Origin of the sequence: Schaalia sp. lx-260, from assembly GCF_021083645.1 — a bacterium.
Classification (GTDB): Bacteria; Actinomycetota; Actinomycetes; order Actinomycetales; family Actinomycetaceae; genus Pauljensenia.
Genome location: NZ_JAJNRQ010000001.1, coordinates 418,502 through 434,725, shown reverse-complemented (window position 1 = coordinate 434,725; position 16,224 = coordinate 418,502). Strand labels below are relative to the sequence as shown.

Sequence of the window (16,224 nt, the reverse complement as noted above, 5' to 3'; positions counted from 1 at the left end):
CTCTAAAATTGAACCAGGTTGTTCAAAAATAATTCGCAACGTCATTGGACGACGTATATGCAAGACATGCCACCTCGTAGAAAGCACAATGAAGATACGGGGACTAATTCAACCCCAGAAACCCGCACGAACAGTGATAGTCAATACCCTGTTTGATTCGGAGCTTTTGTGCGCGAGGGGCCACGCCCGCTGAAACCCCGAACAGCCCCAGAGATGCTGACCGCCCCTCCCCAGACTGGGGCCAGGGTCCAGAGCCCCGAGATGCTCCTGAGGTTCGTCAGTAGGTGTAGACCTGCGACCCGGCAGCCCCGTATTTCGCCACCGGTCACCATCCAAGGCAGTCTGCCTTGAGTGGCAGGGCTTTGCACAGGCTCATCAGGTTGTTCTCGTCGTGGGTGCCGCCGTGAGATAAGGGGCGGATGTGGTGGACCTCAGCCACCGGCGTCAAACGCCCTTCGGCCTCGCACTGTTCACACAGCGGATGCTTGGCAACGTACTGCGCGCGGATCTTCCGCCACGCACTCCCGTAGCGTTTGTTGATCTCAGGGTCACGCTCAAAGCGACGGTAGTTGCTGTCGGCTTCCTTGGCGTGGGCTTCACAGTAGCGGCCATCGGTGAGGGCTGGGCAGCCAGGCCAACGGCACGGAGTCTTCGGGCGACGAGGCACTGGTGCTCACCACCTTCCACGCGGGTACGCCGGAGCCCCAGCAACCAAGCTGGCTACTGGGGCTCCGGGGATATTTTTAACTACTTACAGTGTAGGTGGTCTGTAAGTGGTTTTCTATCGCAGGATTCGGACACTGTCTAACGCTAAATGCGCCCATACAGTGCGGTTGCCAGGCGGTCCACGGCGCGATTCTTCCTGCGGTAGACGCTGTCACGCTGGATGCAAAACTGTGCCTCGATGACAGCTACCCGCTCATCTTGGGAGCCTTGGCCAAGGAAGAAGTTTTCCAGCGTGTAACGGTCATCCTCGCTCAGCGCTGCCCATGCGGGAAGAAACCAGTCCATGTACTGGCGGGCTGCTTCTTGGCGTCGTTCAATCATGCTGATTGCATCCAAGGTTGCGGCCAGTCGGTTCTCACCAGCATGCGGGTCCTTCGCACCAGGCAGTCCATCAAGGCGCGGGCTTGAAGGCGAAGCCAAGTCATCACGCAGGGCTTGAATTTCGGCCGTGTTGTTGTCTGAATGGAGTTGGGCTTCCATCAGTGGGTAGTCGGTTAAGGCCGCGATGGTAGCCTTGCGGGTGTCGAGGTAACGGGTCATGACATGCATCAGCGGTCTCCTTCCATAGTGATGGTTGCTTTGACCGCATCAATCAACGCAGCCTGAGTGGTGTCCTTAACCGCCAGGGCGGAAAGGATTTTCTGGTCAATCGTGTCCTTGGCAGCGAGGTGGTGGACGACCACCGGCTCCCGCTGGCCCTGCCGGTATAGGCGGGCATTAGTCTGCTGGTAGAGCTCCAAGGACCAGGTGAGCGTGAACCACACCAGCGTCGAGCCACCAGCCTGCAGGTTCAGGCCATGACCGGCCGATGCAGGGTGAATTAGCGCCAGTGGGATCTGGCCGTTGTTCCAGGCGTTCATGTCCGCACCTGTTTTGAGCAGGCGAGCCTGCGGGAACCTGTTTTGGATTCGTTCGAGGTCGTGCGCGAACCAGTAGGCCACCAGCACCGGCTTCCCATTCGCCACCTCCACCAAATCCTCCAACGCGTCCAACTTGGCCTCATGGACGAGGTGCCAGTTGCCGTCCTCGTCATACAAGGCCCCGGAGGCCATTTGGGTGAGCTTGCCCGAAAGTGCTGCCGCGTTAGCCGCCGTCACCTCCATGCCCTCGAGCTCGAGGACCAGGTCTTTGAGCATCCGCTCGTAAGCCCGCCGGCCCTTATCACCCATGGCCACGTCGATGGTGTTGTAAGTGACCTCTGGCAGGGTGAGGTGGTCGCAGGTGCGCATCGAAATTGTGACATCGGAGATGCGCTTGTAGATCTCGTCTTCCGCGCCCGGTTTGGGTTTGTAGGAGAAGACCTGCATGCTGTTGCGCTTGTCAGGGTCGAAGAACTCACGCCGGTAATGCGTGATGTAACGCCCAAGACGCTCACCCATGTCCAATAGGCGGAACTGTGCCCACAGATCCTCTAGGCCATTGGCGGCCGGTGTCCCAGTCAAGCCCACGATGCGTTTGACGTGCGGGCGGGCTTTGAGCAGGGAGCGGAAGCGCTTGGCCTGGTGATTCTTGAACGAGCTCAGCTCGTCGATGACGACCATGTCCCACTGCCACTCCACACCACTGCGTTCGATAAGCCAGGTGACATTCTCCCGGTTAATCACCGTCACATCAGCCCCGGCCTGGAGTGCTTCAAGGCGCTTTGCTTCTGGCCCGACGGCCACTGCCATGGTGAGTCCTGCTAGGTGGTCCCACTTGGAGGCCTCGAGAGGCCAGGTATCCCTCGCCACACGAAGAGGAGCCACCACCAGCACGCGCTGGACTTCGAAGCGGTCGTACATGAGGTTCCAGATCGCCGTCAACGCGATCGAGCTTTTGCCAAGGCCCATCTCAAGCAGGAGGGCTGCGATGGGGTGGGTTTCGACGAACTCGATGGCGACTTGCTGGTAGTTATGCGGCTTGTAGAGCATCACACACCTCCTGGATCCCATCAGGGTGGTCGAGGAGGATGCAGGTGAAACCCTGACGCTGCAGTTCACGCATGCGGGTGACTTGTAGTGGGCGGGGGTGTTTGCCGGTGGTTTTGACTTCGACAAACACTGCCCGTCCATTCAGTAGGCAGATGCGGTCTGGGACGCCCGTCAGGCCGGGGGAAGTGAATTTCCAGCAGATGCCGCCCATCCGGCGAATAGCCCTTGTTAGGCGGGTTTCGAGTTGTTGTTCTTTCATTGTGTCTCCAAGATTTTTGTGGTCTTGGAGCCTGGTGTGCTGGTCTATGCTGTGCCGTTCTAGAACTTTTATATAGGGTTTGTATTTTTTATCCCTATATGGAAAGTCCTAGAAGAAAGTGACATAGAGCGGCACTCGGCTCTCAAAAACTGGTGCTTACGGCTTCAAAGTCGCTGCGTAGGACAAGGCCTTTGATGAACTTGCCGCGACTGTTCCGATATCTGCCGAACCCTCGTTGTTCGAGGGCTTCGTAGAAGTCGGTGGTGGAACGGGCGTACTCTCCTCGCTCCGCTGCGAAAGCCCTGTAGGTGGAATAGACCCGCCCCGATGCTTCACTCAGGTTCTCGCCGACCTCGCAGCGCTCATCAAGGAAGGGCGTAAGCCAGTCGTTGTTATCCCTATACGCCCCGATCGCTTCAGCCACCACACGCGGATGGGTCAGGTGGAAACCCTCAGCATGGATGCGCCTGGCGCCTTCCATGATCCAAGACAGGATCGCCCCACCAGCATGGTTGTAGAGGTAGTCGGCGTAGTTCTTAATGTCCTGGCTGCCTTCGATGCGGGCCTGGAACGGGATCACGATAAGACGCCGCCAGATGCCTGGGTCCATGCCACCGACCCTGGGTAGGTGGTTGGTGTAGAGAACGAGAGTGTGGGTTGGGGTGTAGGCGAAAGGAGCCTTGTATTTCTTCTCCGCATATATCTCGTCAGTCGAACACAGTTGTTTGACGTTCGAGGTGTTGAGCCGCATGCCTTCTTCGAGCTCAGCGGCGATGAGGAGGCGTTTGCCTTTGGCTTCGGCCAGTTCGGGTTTGACGTTGCGTTTGGCTCCGATGGTGAGCACGTCCGCTGAAAGGTTCCCGGCATAGGATCCGAACACGCGAGCGATGGTGTTCCAGAACGTGGATTTACCGTTGCGTCCGTCTCCGTAAGCGATGATGAGGGCTTCGACCATGACTTTACCGAAGGCTGCCAGGCCGACGATGCGCTGTGCATAGCCGATTAGCTCACGGTCGCCTTGGAAGAAGGTGTCCAGGGCCTGCTCCCAGATCTCTTTGCCGTCCTGGTTGGGGTCGACGGTGGTTTGTTTGGTGATCAGGTCTGCTGGGTCGTGGCCCCGCGCCGAACCCATACCTTCGATGAGGTTGTAGGTTGCTGAGGGCGTGTTGATGAGGAACGCGTCGGCGTCGAGGTCGGTGGGCAGGATTTGCAGCATCGGCCGGGCTTCTCGTAGCGCGTTAGCCACTCCACGCGATTCGCGTCGTTTGAGAGCAAACTTGTAATACTCCATCGCGTCCTCGTGAGCATGCCAGGCTTGACGCTGGGTGGGGTTCATCGCGGAGATGGCTTTGATTTTACTCATCGCCACCAGCAGGCCGGTTGCACCGGTTTGGTTCATGGCTTCTTTTGCGTCAGCGACCGCGATGAGGGCTTCGTCGAGTTGGCGGCCGGTGAGGTTTTGGCTCATGCCTTGGGCGCGTGGTTCGGATTCTTCCCAATAGGAGCCGTTGTAGGTGACAAAGTCCGTGGCCGGAGAATGCTTGAGTAGATGCCCGTATTCACGGCACAACACCTCAGCCTGACCCACATCCGAATAATCACCAGGCTTCAATGAACATGCCCCTTCGGCGTACTGCTCAGGCGGCACATACCCATCCTGAGAAAACACATGCTTGGCAAACCTGGTAGCTGAGGCCCAGATCTGCTCCACCTCAAAACCTGGCAGGGGCGGGTCGCACAGCGCAGCTTTCTGGTTGAACAGTTCTCGGGCTCGCTCGGTGGTGCCGTAACGGATCAGCACCCGCCCGGCGAAACGAGACAAGGTCGCGTTACGAGAACCTTCACCAATCAGGGATGAGGCCTGGTCAAACTCGGCGAACAGGTCGCGGGCCAGCCATTCATCGACGGGGCTCTCGCCGTCTATGGCCTGCATTTTGGCGTCCATGTTGCCGTAGATAAACCGCCCCGCATCCAACGCGTTCGAATCGAATACCGGCACCTGCGCAGCCAGTTGACGTTTGAGCGCAGCGTAGGCTTCCGCGTCCGACACTGGGTTGATGGGTAGGTAGACGTGGAACCTCGGCCGGGCACTACTGGTGCCTTTTGGTTTCATGTGGTTCCGGCTGGTGGCTGCCATGAAAGGGACACCGAGCATGAGCTCAGCAAGGTGGCTTGGGGTCACCCACTCCGTCTCGGTTTCAGAATGGTCGTTGTCCACGTCCATCACCAGGCAGTCCGAGGTTAGGAACCGGGAGTTGCCGCGCTGGCCACCCTCATACTCAGCGACCACATGATCGAAGACCACAACAGCCGTCAAATCATCCAAACTGGCCACAACATGCTGGTGTGGGTAGTGGGTGTTTTGTGCCTGCCCGGTTACTTCGGAGGCATACATGGTCATGGGGTTCACGGGCGTACCTCCATTAATTCGGTGCGATTGATGTAGGTGATCGGCAACGGGTGCTTGTAGAGGGATGCCCATTCGATTTCCAGGCGCATCCCGGCAGTGATGTCTTCTTCCCAGACCCACAGGGATTCGCATTTGCCCAGCATGATGCGGTTCATGAACATCGCCAATTCACGGTCAGAGTCAAGGTCGTCGTCCATGAATTGCGGGAACAACAGGTGTGGAGCCAAAGGGATCTTTTTGCGCTTCACTGCGAGGGCGCACAACTGCCTGGCTAGTTCTGTGTTGGCTTCCACGTCACCTCGGTAGGGTGAGCAAATGTAGGTCAGCGGCCGGTAACCAAACTCAGCTCGCTGCACCCGGCGCAGCGCCTGGAAGGTGGTCGAGTCCGGGTAACCCTCAGCGTTTGTGGTTTCGATACCGATACCAGCAGCAGCCATCAGCTCACCAAGCGAGGTGTCTTGGATGCGGGTGGTGCTCATTTGTCATCCTCACTCTCGATGGCAGCATGGGCCTGTTCGACAACGGGCAGGATTCCGAAACGGTTTTTCAGCAGGTCATAGATGAACAGCCGTCCGGCTTGGGTCCACTGGGTATGCATCCGCACCTGCCCATCAGGCAGGGTGAATGTCTTGGACTGGGTGTAGCCCTTGTTGGCATGGTGGGCGTAGAGGAACCACTGGCCCGATTGCTTGAACTGCACCTTCGCCTGGGCCAGCAGCGCATTGAGTTTCTTGGCTGAGAGCCCATAGTCCTTAGCGATCGCGGTCATTGTCACCAGCGAAGGCGAGGCTAAAACGACGTCGTAGTAGGAGGCTTTAGGTGCGGCCTCGGCTAGGGCCTGTTCGGCTGCCAGGCGGGCCATTCGCTCGGCGCGCAAATGCTCGATCGCGGCCTGCAAGAAATCATCGTTATCCAAAAGCGAGTCAACGGCATAGATGCCGTGGCGGCGGATACTGGGCAGGACTTCTTCCATCACCCACGCCTCAAAACGCTCTGCTGCCGCCAAGTGCGAGGAGACAATCAGGCGGTAGAGGTCGGCTTCGGTAATGAAACGGATTTGCTGTATGCCGCCTGGGGTTTCAAGGGGGTAGCGTTTCACGACCCCCTTGCAGTGACGCCCGAGCGCATCCTTGGTGTTGCTGTATCCCAGAGCAGTGGCAACATCTTTCCCGCCGAATAGGATCTGGCCGTTTTCGTCGGTGGTGGTGCGGATGGTTCCGAATGCCTCATGGTTAAAGACCTGCAAAGCGTTCGTGGTAGCCATGCTGGCTCCTTTCTAGAGCCAGCACCTAGACGACAAGATAAGGATTGGGCGTACCGGCTCTACCAGGAGGGCTTCCAGGCGGGCCGGTTTATAACCCCCGATACGCAAACTGTTTCCGGTCAGTCCTTCATGTAGTAATCACACCGGTAACCATCCGCATCCAGCGGCAAACCAGCAGCCCAGGCTGGTGATTGGCACATTGCATTGGCGATTTCATCGACGGTGACGGTTCGGATTGGGACTTCGATGATGAGTTCATCGTGAACATGCATGACTACCGGCCACCCCTTAGCCTCCACAGTGTGAATCGCATAGGCGAGGAGGTCGCGGGCGGTTGCTTGGACAATGTTCTCCACCAATTTGGGTCCGTAGGTTTCGATCAAGTCCCAACGTTTGGCCGTGTTCTGCCCTTGACAGGTGATGACTTCCCGCCCGAACCGCCCGGTGGTGATCGTGGCTCCTGGGTATGCCAAGCGACGCCCTGAAAGTAAACAGCAGAACAGGATTCCGGCCTCGCGGGTGAACGTAATGCCATGAGTCGAAGTGGGGCGTCCTGTGGTGAGGGCTTGCTGGGCTGCTTGGTCTATGGCCCACCAGAAGTCCACGATCGCTGGGTTAGCTTCCCGCCACGCACTCACCAGCCCCGGCAGCTCATCCTCGGACAAACCCATGCGGAGGGCTCCCATGTTTTCTAGCGCTCCTACGGAGCCGCCGTATCCACAGGCGAGTTCTGCGATCTTCCCCTTCTGCCGCAAATGCGCGTTCACCCCGTGCTTCTCCACAGGGACACCGAACATTTGGGATGCGGACTGGCAGTAAATATCCCCACCCCGCTTGAACAGGTCCAGCCGCCAGTCTTCTCCGGCCAGCCAGGCGATCACGCGGGCTTCGATGGCCGAGTAGTCAGCAACAATGAACTCACACCCCTCACGTGGGATAAACGCGGTACGGATGAGCTGGGAGAGGACATCTGGTACGGAGTCGTACAGCATTTCCAACGCTGTCAGGTTGCGGTCTTTGATCAGGGCGCGTGCGGCGTCAAGGTCGGGTAGGTAGTTGCGGGGCAGGTTTTGAACTTGGATCAGGCGGCCTGCCCAGCGTCCTGTTCTGGCTGCCCCGTGGAACTGTATCAACCCCCGCGCCCGATGATCCTTCGGGTCAGCGCTGGAGGTCATCGCCTCGTACTTACGCACTGACGACTTCGAGAGCTCGAGCCGCAGCGCAAGTACTTCTTTGACTACTGGGTCGGTGGTGGCGGTGAGGGTGTCTTGTACTTCTTGCTTGCCCATCGACCCCATAGTGACGCCACGCGTGGCAGCCCAGTCTTTAAGCTGCAACGGGCTGTTCGGATTATCCAAGCCAGTGAGCTCACTGGAGCGGGCGAGGTTCTTCTCCCGCACCTGCTTATCCAACTCAATCGCCGCATCGGCTAGGTCGAGGTCAAGGTGGATGCCTCGGTCGTTGATGGTCTGGTCGTCCCAGTACTCGCTCCACACCTGCTCAGGCAACGGGAAAGGTGAGAGCTTGGCATGCAGTTCCAGTTCTGCCTCCACGTCCCTCGCGTTATAGGTCTTGAACTGTTCCCACTTGTCTGGTACGTGACCGGGGAGGTTTCGGGTCAGGCCATTGTTGAGCAGGGATGGTTTGGCTGGGACGGAGAAGAACCGAATGAGCTCTTTACCGGTGGATAGTTTTGCGCAGGTAAGTTTGAGCACTATGGACACGCCGTCCAGGGAGAGTGGCAGTCCGAGGGCTGCTGCCCAGACCATGTGACACCGCCACCCACGAGGAGACAGTTGCCTCCCCAAATGAGCGGAGAGGCAGGTGCGCTCAAAAGCCGCATTGAACGCCCACTTCGTGATTCCCGGGTCATCAAGTGCGGCCAGCACGTCAGCGGGGATTGACTCACCCGAGGCGACGTCAATGGTCTGGACTGAACCCGCGTCCCAGGAGTAGGACAGGAGCAACAGCTCAAAAGATGGATCGTGGGCGTAGCGGTACATGCCCGCCCTACCAAGATTGACTTCGCTGAAAGTTTCTATGTCAATGAAGAGTTCGCGTTTCATATGTGGTGGTCCTTGAAGATAGGCGGAGGGGCACCAGAGGTTTGCTGCACCTTTGATGCCCCTCACGCTTGGGTTGGATTACTGGTTAGGACAGGAAGTCATCCCCACCAGATGGGGCTGCGAAGGGGTCGGTGAACGGGGTGAACTCCGCCTCCGCACTCACGCGGCCACCGAGGGGTTTGCCGTCGCGGATCTTTTGGATGTTGTGTAGTCCGCAGGCCACTCCCTTGTTCCCATTGGTGTTGAACGCGTAGAAGCTCAGGGTGACGCGGGCATAGACACCGGAGTACATCTCAGAGCGCTCAATGATGGGTTGCACGTTGGCATCGACGATGCCGGGCTGGGTGGTGGAGTTCGCGTTGACGAACATGGAGTTCGCATAGGCTTCGTCGTCGCGTTCAATATCCCCATCTCGCAACGGGAGTTTGAGGGCTCCCTTGGGTGGGATTTTGCCGCCGAACTTACCCACACCCTCCTTGATAGCCCCATCGATGGCCGCCTGGATTTTGTTCGAGGTGTCGGTGTCGGTTTTGGGGATGATGATCGAAGCCGAATACTTCGGCTTACTGCCCTGGATGCTCTTGGGCTCCCAGCAGTTCAAGTACGAGAGGCGGACGATGCCGGTCATCACGATCTTCGGATCATTGGTTGTCATTTGTTGTCTCCTTGTTTAGAAATGGATCCTGTGCCAGCAGTGTTGCTGTCATCAGGTTGGATCGGGGTGAACTCCTCAACCGCACTAGCGACAGTGAGTTCGGGTCTTGGGTCATCAGCTGGCACCAGGGATGGTTTGCCCGCTGGCTTGGTAACGAGGTCAGCGAAGACGGCCTGGAAGGTTTTCTTTCCCACCTGCTTTTCCAAAGCGGCCGGGGATTTGAGCTTCTTCTCGTAGATCTCCAAACCCTGGCTTTCAGCAACCGCCGCCACTGCCGTCTCGTCCGTGTACTTGCGTAGTGACCGGCCGGCAACCACCTTGAAGCCCTCAAACCGGATGCCCTGGTTGAGCACCGCGCTTAGCGCGTAGGACTGGATGTCACCAGCCCACTTAGTCAGTGCCGGGATTCGGCTGAGGATGCCCGCGATTTCCTCAGTTGTGAGGGTGTCGGGCTTAGCGAACTCAAACTTGGCAAGCTCCAACTGGGCCTCAGCGCGGGCGCGGCAGACGTTTTTCGCCTTGCAGTACCCACACCACTCCCCCGCCTGATACTCACCCTCACCAGCCAGCGCCTTTACAGCCGCAGGCTGGATAACCTCCCTTGCCCATGCCTCCAGCGCACCAGTGGCGATGGTTTCAGAAAGCACCGCGCCCCGTCTGGGTTGGAAGATGGTGGCCCGCACCTGAGTGAAGTCGTAGAGCATCCCATAAGCCCGGAAAGCACCCAGCGCATAAAGGCGTAGTTGTGGGTTGCCTTCGGCCTGGACTGGATTAAACCCGTACTTGAAATCAATGACCTCAAGGACCGGCTGCCCCAGGATGATGCAGTCGGCAGTCCCAAAAGACCCAGCCACATCAGCTGATAGATCCAGTTCCTGCTCCACCATGACCCGCGCGCCTGGAAACTCCTGCCGGGCTAGGGCGAGACGTTCAAGCACGTAGGCGACGTAATCATCCGTATGCTCTTCCATCTCCCCATCAACCAACGTGGACTCTGGCCGGTGGTTGGGGTGCTGGTGGAGGGCGCGGCGCAGTTTATGCTCCGCCAACGCGTGGGCCACTGTGCCTTCCCTGGTGGCGTCCGTATCCTCATTAGGGAACTGGGACTCCAACGCCAAGGACTTAGTGCAGTTAGTCCACTTGTGTGCACCTGATGGTGAGGCTTTTGCGTGACGATTAGGCATCAGACCAGCTCCCTGGCCTTAGCCAGCAGCCACCCATAATGCTCAGGTGCCACCTCAGAGAGTTTTTCCACACCGGTCTGGCGAATCAGGTCACGAACCTGATCGGTATGACCGGCATGGGAAATATCAGCTAACTGCCCGCGCAACTCATCCAAAGACAAAACCGGAGCAGCAGACTCGGCCACAGGGGCTTCGGCTGGTGTCTCCTGTGCAGTGTCAGTCTTGGATTCTTCGGCTGACGGGTCTTCCATCGGAAGTTCCTCAGCAGCCTCAGTGACAGATGCTGGGGTTTCCAACCTCGCGGCCGCGATAGGACGGGCACCGCTCATGCCGGCGTGGTCTTCGATCCCGTTCCACGCCATCTCCTCCAAAGCAGCACCGATGGTGGTGGCGGCTTCGGCCATCAGGTTCAAGCCGTGAATCAACTTATTCGCACTACGCACGTTCATACCACCTCACCGCCATCAGCCATGACACCAACCGCCTTGGCGAGGGCGGTCAGGTCCTCGTCAACGGTGGTGACCGTGATGTCCTTGACCGCATCCCCAGGGGTGAGCAGCATCAACTCCCGCACATCCCCGAACAAGAACCGCAGGATGCGTTCTCGAATACCCACGCGTTTGGCGCGTAATACCTTGCCGCGCACGCTCGGATGATTCGTACTCACCCGGACTTTCAACTTCTGTGCCATCTGGCCACTCCCATATCTCCTAGAGCAAGGGAGCCTCAAACCATTCCCACCAGGCCAGCGGGTGGTCGTCCCTTGCATAAGGAGGGCTTCCAGGCACACGGGTTTATAACCCCCACAGTTGGGCTTCATGACAGCTGGGCCTCCAGGCATGCAATGGCACGCTTCAAGATGCGGTTAACCATCGGCTGTGAAACACCCAGGAATTTGGCAACCTCACTTTGGGTGTAACCCTGGATTTTCACCGCCACCAACACCATGCGTTCACGCTCCGGCAGTGCCCGAATCGCATCCCAAAGGTGAGAAGTGGCTAAGGATTCTTCAACAGGGCTTTCCACGCTAGTGAGTGCTAACTTCGCGCGCGGCCCATCGCCAGTGTTCTCGCCACTAGTGACACGGTTAGAGCCACGTAAAACATCTCCACCACTAGTCAGAGAGGTTTCGATAAAGCCCGGCTTATCTTCACTGCCCGGGTTGCCGGCTGTGTTACGCACCCACTTCTTCGCCTGGTTGTACTCAGGCTTAGAAATCTCCTCTTTGAAGATTTCATCTATCTCCCGACGCTCCACCGCATCCGGATCTTCGGCTTGGTTTCGGCGCTGGGTGTAGTCATTTTCAATGATGATCTCAGCCTCATCAGCGCTGATTTCGAAAGTCTGCTCTCGATACGGCCGTGCAGGGTGAAAAGAGTCCTTCTCGAAACGAATAGTGATGGACTGGCGGTCACCCTGAGCGTGGGAGGAGTAGGCGAACTTTTCTTTGTTGTTGGCAGCATTTGCCATGGGGGTGTTCCCTCCTTTGAGGAGGGAGACCCGCTCGAGAAATATTCAGTTATGACGCCACACCAACCAGCCGAGAGGACGCAATGCTCGGGTACAGAAAAGGACAGGACCCCAATGACGGGGTTCCTGCCCTAACTGCCTCGAACGCGTCTCCCAAAATGGTTTGGTGGACAACCTGCGCTTAGCTAGGGCTCAGGTAAAAATGAAAATCAATAGCACTAACAAATGTGTGGTGCCTGTTCCTGGCCTGCCGGCGTGGCCATAGCGGAACCGGTGGTGGTGGTTTTTGGTGCGTTGTGCACTACGCCCCATCAACCCTGACGACTACCTACTAGGTGCTACTGCGACTAACAGGTGCCCATGCGGCAATGTCCTTAGCCCACTGCGGTGCAGTGCCCGGATTTTTCGCCACAAGATCAGCGATCAAGGCAGGCAGCACGCTGCCAACGTGTACCGGCAAGGAAGACTCAGTGGTCGTACTCATGGCTGGGTTTTCACCTCCTTCCTTCTTCGAGTCAGTTGTTGTGCATTGCGTCGCTGGTAAGAACGGAGGGACAAGTTCGCTTCTCTCGGCCAAACCAACAACAGATCCTCGCGATCTGCCCGTAAAATCTCATTGAGTGTTACGGCACAGCAGCGAGGCTTTGTTCTAGTGATATGTCGAGTGTCGGCGTTTGTAGCAGATGAAGCAGGCGCAGTCCGTACACAGCGGTACATGCGTGGTACACAGCCGTACATAGAGAAAGGAGGACAGCGAATATGCTCGTCGTGGATTTGCTGCGCCTCCTGCATACCAATGCGCACTTCACTCGTCTCGAACTCGAGGAACAACAGGCGTATTCCAAATCCGGAGGTGGATGGTTTATCCGACATCTGGCAGATCTGACGATGAAACCGGAGTCAGCGAGGAAAGAGAACAACCCCTTTTACTTTGCACAGTGCCCAGGGAGGTACGAACCAGAGAAGGAAGACAAGTACCTCAGAACGCTCCAGCGGTATTACTCTGGGGAGAAGAAGCGTCTAATTTCAAAATACCGCGCTCAGTACTGGCTATCTAACCTTGATCGGGACAGGTTACTGTCCTATCTGGAAACTGGGTTTCATCTTGATCGTCGTCAAGATTGGCTAGAGATATTCCGTGCTAATGGCTTCGAAGTGTCCGTTAGTAAAACACCAGAGCTCATCGCTGACCTTCTAACCCAGGGACTAGCCAATCTTGCCCAGGGTGATCCTCAGATCAACGATTTGAAGTGGAATCCTTCTCTCTTTGAGGCCACCAAGGAGTCCTTGGCGGAAGAAGACTTCTTCGAGGTCAGATTCTCAAGCTTGAAGGCAAGCGACATCTTCGTCGCAGATGGCATGCTCCATGTCGGCAGCCGCAAAGTCGCCCTGCCGGAAAGTTTCAAGTGCGATGACGCCACGAAGTACCGTAGCCGTCGGTTCATCGACCAAGCCTGTCTAGCATTCAGCGAGGACGCCGGACAGAACATTACGGTCGAAGAAATCGGTAATGCGCCCGAGCAATACCAGGAGGATTACGCCGATTACATTCAGTGCTTCCACACGGCCATGAGCATCCTGGCTTTGATGAGGGAAGTCAGCGTGGATGGCGAAGAAGAGTTTGATCGGATCAAACTTGACCTACTTTCTGCCCTTAAACCGGTACTGCGCCGCAAACAGGGCAACACCTATGACAAGCTCAACGACGCTCTTGCCGAATCCACACGGGCGCTACTAACCAAATCGCACGTACCTCAGACGACAGGACTGTTCGACAATGATGCCCGTAAAGGCGTATGCCACAGCCTGGCAGACACCAGCCACATCACCTGGGTAACCACGCCACCCCAGACTGTTGGGAGCAATGATGAGTAACCTACTGAACTCCCGAATGGACCTGGCAATCCGCTGCCTGCTTATCCTGTCTGCCACCCCGAATACTCCTCGTAGCATCACGGATCTGGCTGCTATCGACCTGCTGGCAACGCGCGGAGCAGATTTCGGTCTGATGCATACGAACCTTCACGGCGACCTGCGTACCGAACTAGGTCGCCTCTCTGGGCGTGACCCCCGTATCCGTGCTGCTATCCAGTGGAGTCAGCTACGCGGACTGACCACACGAACCATCCAAGGCATTCAAGCAACCAAACAGGGAAGTGATCTGGCCGCGCAGCTCGATAGTCCCTACTACCAGCAGTACCGAAAAGCCCTCATCTTTGCCCTCGACTACGTCGACCGGCACACCCTTGACCAAGTCCGAGCAATGATTCACGCCGTTGCTCCCCGAGCCTTTGAGGAGGAACAATGAGCGAAAGCCCCACCTTCTGGATAAAAGAAGTCCGCATCACCAGCAGCGACATCTACGATCAACGTAAGCCCTCGGTAATCGATCTCATCCCAGGGGTGAACATCATCCACGGCCCTTCCGACACTGGAAAAACCTACCTGGCACGCTCCATCCGGTTCGTCCTAGCGGGAGGCGCAACACCGTTCCCACGAGAAACCGGCTACGACACGGTCACCATCACTGTGGAAACTGAGTACGGCCCTGCGACCTTCAAGCGCATGATCGGGTACGGTCTCGCCGAAGTTCGCCTCCCCAGTGAGTACGGCATTCCCTCCCAGACATACCCGGTCTCCGTCACCGAAAAAACCAAGGGTCAGTTGACCGTCTCGGACATCCTCCTGCGGCTACTCGGCATCAAGATGAGCCCCAAAGGCGAACGCCGCCAGATCATCACCAACCAGTATGCCCGCAAAGAAGACCTCACCTGGCGGCACCTGCACCAGGTACTCCAACGCACCGAAGGTAACATCACCAGCGAAACCTCAATTTTCGGGCAGGACAGAACAGCCACCCTGACTGCTTTCGACCTTATCTTCAACGACACCCACCACGAAGACACCCGTGAACGCCGCGACCCGAGAGATGAAGCTCGCCGTTGGGAAATCCTCCAACCTGAGTACTCCACAGAACTCGCATATCTCGAAGACCGGATTGAACAGCTAGAAGGAGAACTTCCCACAACGGTGCAGGTTGAGGCGCTCACTAACGCCAAAGCCGCCATCGAAGACCAGATCCAACACCTACAGGCTGCACAGAAGGATCTGCGCAACAAACTCGCCGACCAGATCCACCAAATCCACGAGGCTGATAAGGAACTAGTTGCCCAGCGGTTTGTGTCTGAACAGAACGAACAACTCGCCGGGGTCTACCTATCCAATATTGAGCGCCTCACTGCGCTCGCCGACGCACAGGACGCACTATCAGGCGTTGAGCTTCCTACGGATTGTCCTACCTGTGGGGCACCTGTAGAAGCCGATTCTGACGAGGCTGCGGTCATTAAGCAGCAGGCTGCTGCCGAGTTGGAGACACTCATTACCGATCTTCGTTCGCTGCGCTCCGCGCAAGAAGCCCTCGATGAAAAGATCGCTACTACCAGCAGCGTCAAAGAGGAACTCGCACAAGAAGCGGCTGTCATCGAGTCTGACCTGGTTAGTTTCCTGCAACCCCAACTCGCTGACCTTGCTGCACGGGTACGCGACATCGAACAGACCATGCGGATTGTCCCGGAACTCGAATATCTCAAGCAGCGTCAGGAATATGTCGAAAAACGGCAGGGTGAAATCCTGATGCTCACCCAGGAACCCGATGACGAACCGTTCAATCCGCTCGCACCTTTCGACGGATACTTCAAACAAAACTTCAGCGTCTACCTGCGCGACATCCTCAAAGAATGCGCCTACGTCGGCAGTGAAAAAGCCGGACTCGACCTAGATTTCTTCGACATCCAGATTGGAGTAAAAGGAAAAGGTAACCACGGCAAGGGCTACCGCGCGTTCTTCAACTTCATCATGCTCATGGCACTGCGTCGTTACCTCAAGGATCATGCTGTCTATAAGCCTGGTTTCGTCATCATCGACACCCCAACCTTGGGACTTGAACAAAACAGCAGCGACACTGAGCTCGTTTCCGAACGCGCAGGCGGCAGCGGCCGCCCCAAGCTTGGACTCATCCGCAGGCTATTCGACTACGCCCTTGACAACGCGACAGACGGCCAGCTCATTATCATCAACAACACAGACGTCACTCCACTCATCGACTACAAAGCCAACAAAGCCAACGAAATCGTCTTCACCGGCAAGAAAGGAGAAGGGCGAGCTGGGCTACTCGAGGAACCCGAAGAGTAGCGGTTCTAGAAGCCGGTACAACTCGCAATTGGCACCGCAGCAAGGTAACCTTAACTTAGTAAGCATTGGTAAGGTTGAAGGGTTGCAAA

The 16,224-nt window shown here is 57.1% G+C and carries 16 protein-coding genes and 1 pseudogene; 3 read left to right on the top strand and 14 right to left on the bottom strand.

All coding sequences use genetic code 11. From position 1 onward, the window contains the following. Window positions 1-315: 315 nt before the first annotated feature. The 14 genes and pseudogenes from LRP57_RS01740 to LRP57_RS01675 form a co-directional block, all read right to left on the bottom strand. Window positions 316-667 (bottom strand): annotated as a pseudogene (locus LRP57_RS01740) (HNH endonuclease); the annotation flags it as partial. 143 nt (window positions 668-810) lie between these two features. After that, a complete protein-coding gene (locus LRP57_RS01735) occupies window positions 811-1,206 on the bottom strand; it encodes a hypothetical protein (protein WP_231204456.1) in 396 nt (131 codons plus the stop codon). Between the two features lie 68 nt (window positions 1,207-1,274). Continuing rightward, window positions 1,275-2,636 (bottom strand): DEAD/DEAH box helicase, encoded by a 1,362-nt coding sequence (locus LRP57_RS01730; RefSeq protein ID WP_231204454.1) that lies wholly within the window; start codon window positions 2,634-2,636, stop codon window positions 1,275-1,277. Beyond that, window positions 2,617-2,895: a VRR-NUC domain-containing protein gene (locus tag LRP57_RS01725; protein WP_231204452.1), complete on the bottom strand. Its 279-nt coding sequence runs from the start codon at window positions 2,893-2,895 to the stop codon at window positions 2,617-2,619. Before LRP57_RS01725 ends, LRP57_RS01730 begins: the two co-directional genes overlap by 20 nt. Window positions 2,896-3,037: 142 nt before the next feature. Beyond that, entirely contained in the window at window positions 3,038-5,305 is a 2,268-nt protein-coding gene (locus LRP57_RS01720) for a phage/plasmid primase, P4 family (RefSeq protein WP_231204450.1), read from the bottom strand. Beyond that, complete coding sequence (locus LRP57_RS01715) at window positions 5,302-5,742, bottom strand: DUF7768 domain-containing protein (protein WP_231204604.1); 441 nt, start codon at window positions 5,740-5,742, stop codon at window positions 5,302-5,304. Before LRP57_RS01715 ends, LRP57_RS01720 begins: the two co-directional genes overlap by 4 nt. A gap of 38 nt (window positions 5,743-5,780) precedes the next feature. Then, complete coding sequence (locus LRP57_RS01710) at window positions 5,781-6,569, bottom strand: phage antirepressor (RefSeq protein ID WP_231204447.1); 789 nt, start codon at window positions 6,567-6,569, stop codon at window positions 5,781-5,783. Between the two features lie 119 nt (window positions 6,570-6,688). Then, a complete protein-coding gene (locus LRP57_RS01705) occupies window positions 6,689-8,635 on the bottom strand; it encodes a DNA polymerase (RefSeq protein WP_231204445.1) in 1,947 nt (648 codons plus the stop codon). Window positions 8,636-8,720: 85 nt separating this feature from the next. Further along, a complete protein-coding gene (locus LRP57_RS01700; protein WP_231204443.1) occupies window positions 8,721-9,290 on the bottom strand; it encodes a DUF2815 family protein in 570 nt (189 codons plus the stop codon). Continuing rightward, complete coding sequence (locus tag LRP57_RS01695; RefSeq protein ID WP_231204440.1) at window positions 9,287-10,474, bottom strand: DUF2800 domain-containing protein; 1,188 nt, start codon at window positions 10,472-10,474, stop codon at window positions 9,287-9,289. The genes LRP57_RS01700 and LRP57_RS01695 overlap by 4 nt, the downstream gene beginning before the upstream one ends. Further along, window positions 10,474-10,923 carry a hypothetical protein gene (locus LRP57_RS01690; protein WP_231204438.1) on the bottom strand — a complete coding sequence of 150 codons (450 nt, stop codon included), beginning with the start codon at window positions 10,921-10,923 and terminating at the stop codon, window positions 10,474-10,476. Before LRP57_RS01690 ends, LRP57_RS01695 begins: the two co-directional genes overlap by 1 nt. Next, entirely contained in the window at window positions 10,920-11,165 is a 246-nt protein-coding gene (locus tag LRP57_RS01685; protein ID WP_231204436.1) for a hypothetical protein, read from the bottom strand. The genes LRP57_RS01690 and LRP57_RS01685 overlap by 4 nt, the downstream gene beginning before the upstream one ends. A gap of 125 nt (window positions 11,166-11,290) precedes the next feature. Continuing rightward, window positions 11,291-11,944, bottom strand: coding sequence for a sigma-70 family RNA polymerase sigma factor (locus LRP57_RS01680; protein WP_231204433.1), 654 nt, complete (start codon window positions 11,942-11,944; stop codon window positions 11,291-11,293). Window positions 11,945-12,275: 331 nt separating this feature from the next. Next, window positions 12,276-12,428, bottom strand: coding sequence for a hypothetical protein (locus tag LRP57_RS01675; RefSeq protein WP_231204430.1), 153 nt, complete (start codon window positions 12,426-12,428; stop codon window positions 12,276-12,278). A 275-nt stretch (window positions 12,429-12,703) separates the two neighbouring features. Between LRP57_RS01675 and LRP57_RS01670 the strand changes: the two genes are divergently transcribed. From LRP57_RS01670 to LRP57_RS01660, 3 genes are read left to right on the top strand one after another with little or no spacing between them, the layout of a single operon-like run. Further along, entirely contained in the window at window positions 12,704-13,819 is a 1,116-nt protein-coding gene (locus tag LRP57_RS01670; protein WP_231204428.1) for an ABC-three component system protein, read from the top strand. Then, entirely contained in the window at window positions 13,809-14,252 is a 444-nt protein-coding gene (locus LRP57_RS01665; RefSeq protein ID WP_231204426.1) for an ABC-three component system middle component 2, read from the top strand. Before LRP57_RS01670 ends, LRP57_RS01665 begins: the two co-directional genes overlap by 11 nt. Further along, window positions 14,249-16,135: an ATP-binding protein gene (locus LRP57_RS01660; RefSeq protein ID WP_231204424.1), complete on the top strand. Its 1,887-nt coding sequence runs from the start codon at window positions 14,249-14,251 to the stop codon at window positions 16,133-16,135. Before LRP57_RS01665 ends, LRP57_RS01660 begins: the two co-directional genes overlap by 4 nt. The last annotated feature ends 89 nt before the right edge of the window (window positions 16,136-16,224 follow it).

Coding starts and splice junctions, on each gene's coding strand:
- LRP57_RS01735 (WP_231204456.1), bottom strand. CDS start 1,206: ATGGAAGCCCAACTCCATTCAGACAACAACACGGCCGAAATTCAAGCC.
- LRP57_RS01730 (WP_231204454.1), bottom strand. CDS start 2,636: ATGCTCTACAAGCCGCATAACTACCAGCAAGTCGCCATCGAGTTCGTC.
- LRP57_RS01725 (WP_231204452.1), bottom strand. CDS start 2,895: ATGAAAGAACAACAACTCGAAACCCGCCTAACAAGGGCTATTCGCCGG.
- LRP57_RS01715 (WP_231204604.1), bottom strand. CDS start 5,742: ATGGCTGCTGCTGGTATCGGTATCGAAACCACAAACGCTGAGGGTTAC.
- LRP57_RS01710 (WP_231204447.1), bottom strand. CDS start 6,569: ATGGCTACCACGAACGCTTTGCAGGTCTTTAACCATGAGGCATTCGGA.
- LRP57_RS01705 (WP_231204445.1), bottom strand. CDS start 8,635: ATGAAACGCGAACTCTTCATTGACATAGAAACTTTCAGCGAAGTCAAT.
- LRP57_RS01700 (WP_231204443.1), bottom strand. CDS start 9,290: ATGACAACCAATGATCCGAAGATCGTGATGACCGGCATCGTCCGCCTC.
- LRP57_RS01695 (WP_231204440.1), bottom strand. CDS start 10,474: ATGCCTAATCGTCACGCAAAAGCCTCACCATCAGGTGCACACAAGTGG.
- LRP57_RS01690 (WP_231204438.1), bottom strand. CDS start 10,923: ATGAACGTGCGTAGTGCGAATAAGTTGATTCACGGCTTGAACCTGATG.
- LRP57_RS01685 (WP_231204436.1), bottom strand. CDS start 11,165: ATGGCACAGAAGTTGAAAGTCCGGGTGAGTACGAATCATCCGAGCGTG.
- LRP57_RS01680 (WP_231204433.1), bottom strand. CDS start 11,944: ATGGCAAATGCTGCCAACAACAAAGAAAAGTTCGCCTACTCCTCCCAC.
- LRP57_RS01675 (WP_231204430.1), bottom strand. CDS start 12,428: ATGAGTACGACCACTGAGTCTTCCTTGCCGGTACACGTTGGCAGCGTG.
- LRP57_RS01670 (WP_231204428.1), top strand. CDS start 12,704: ATGCTCGTCGTGGATTTGCTGCGCCTCCTGCATACCAATGCGCACTTC.
- LRP57_RS01665 (WP_231204426.1), top strand. CDS start 13,809: ATGATGAGTAACCTACTGAACTCCCGAATGGACCTGGCAATCCGCTGC.
- LRP57_RS01660 (WP_231204424.1), top strand. CDS start 14,249: ATGAGCGAAAGCCCCACCTTCTGGATAAAAGAAGTCCGCATCACCAGC.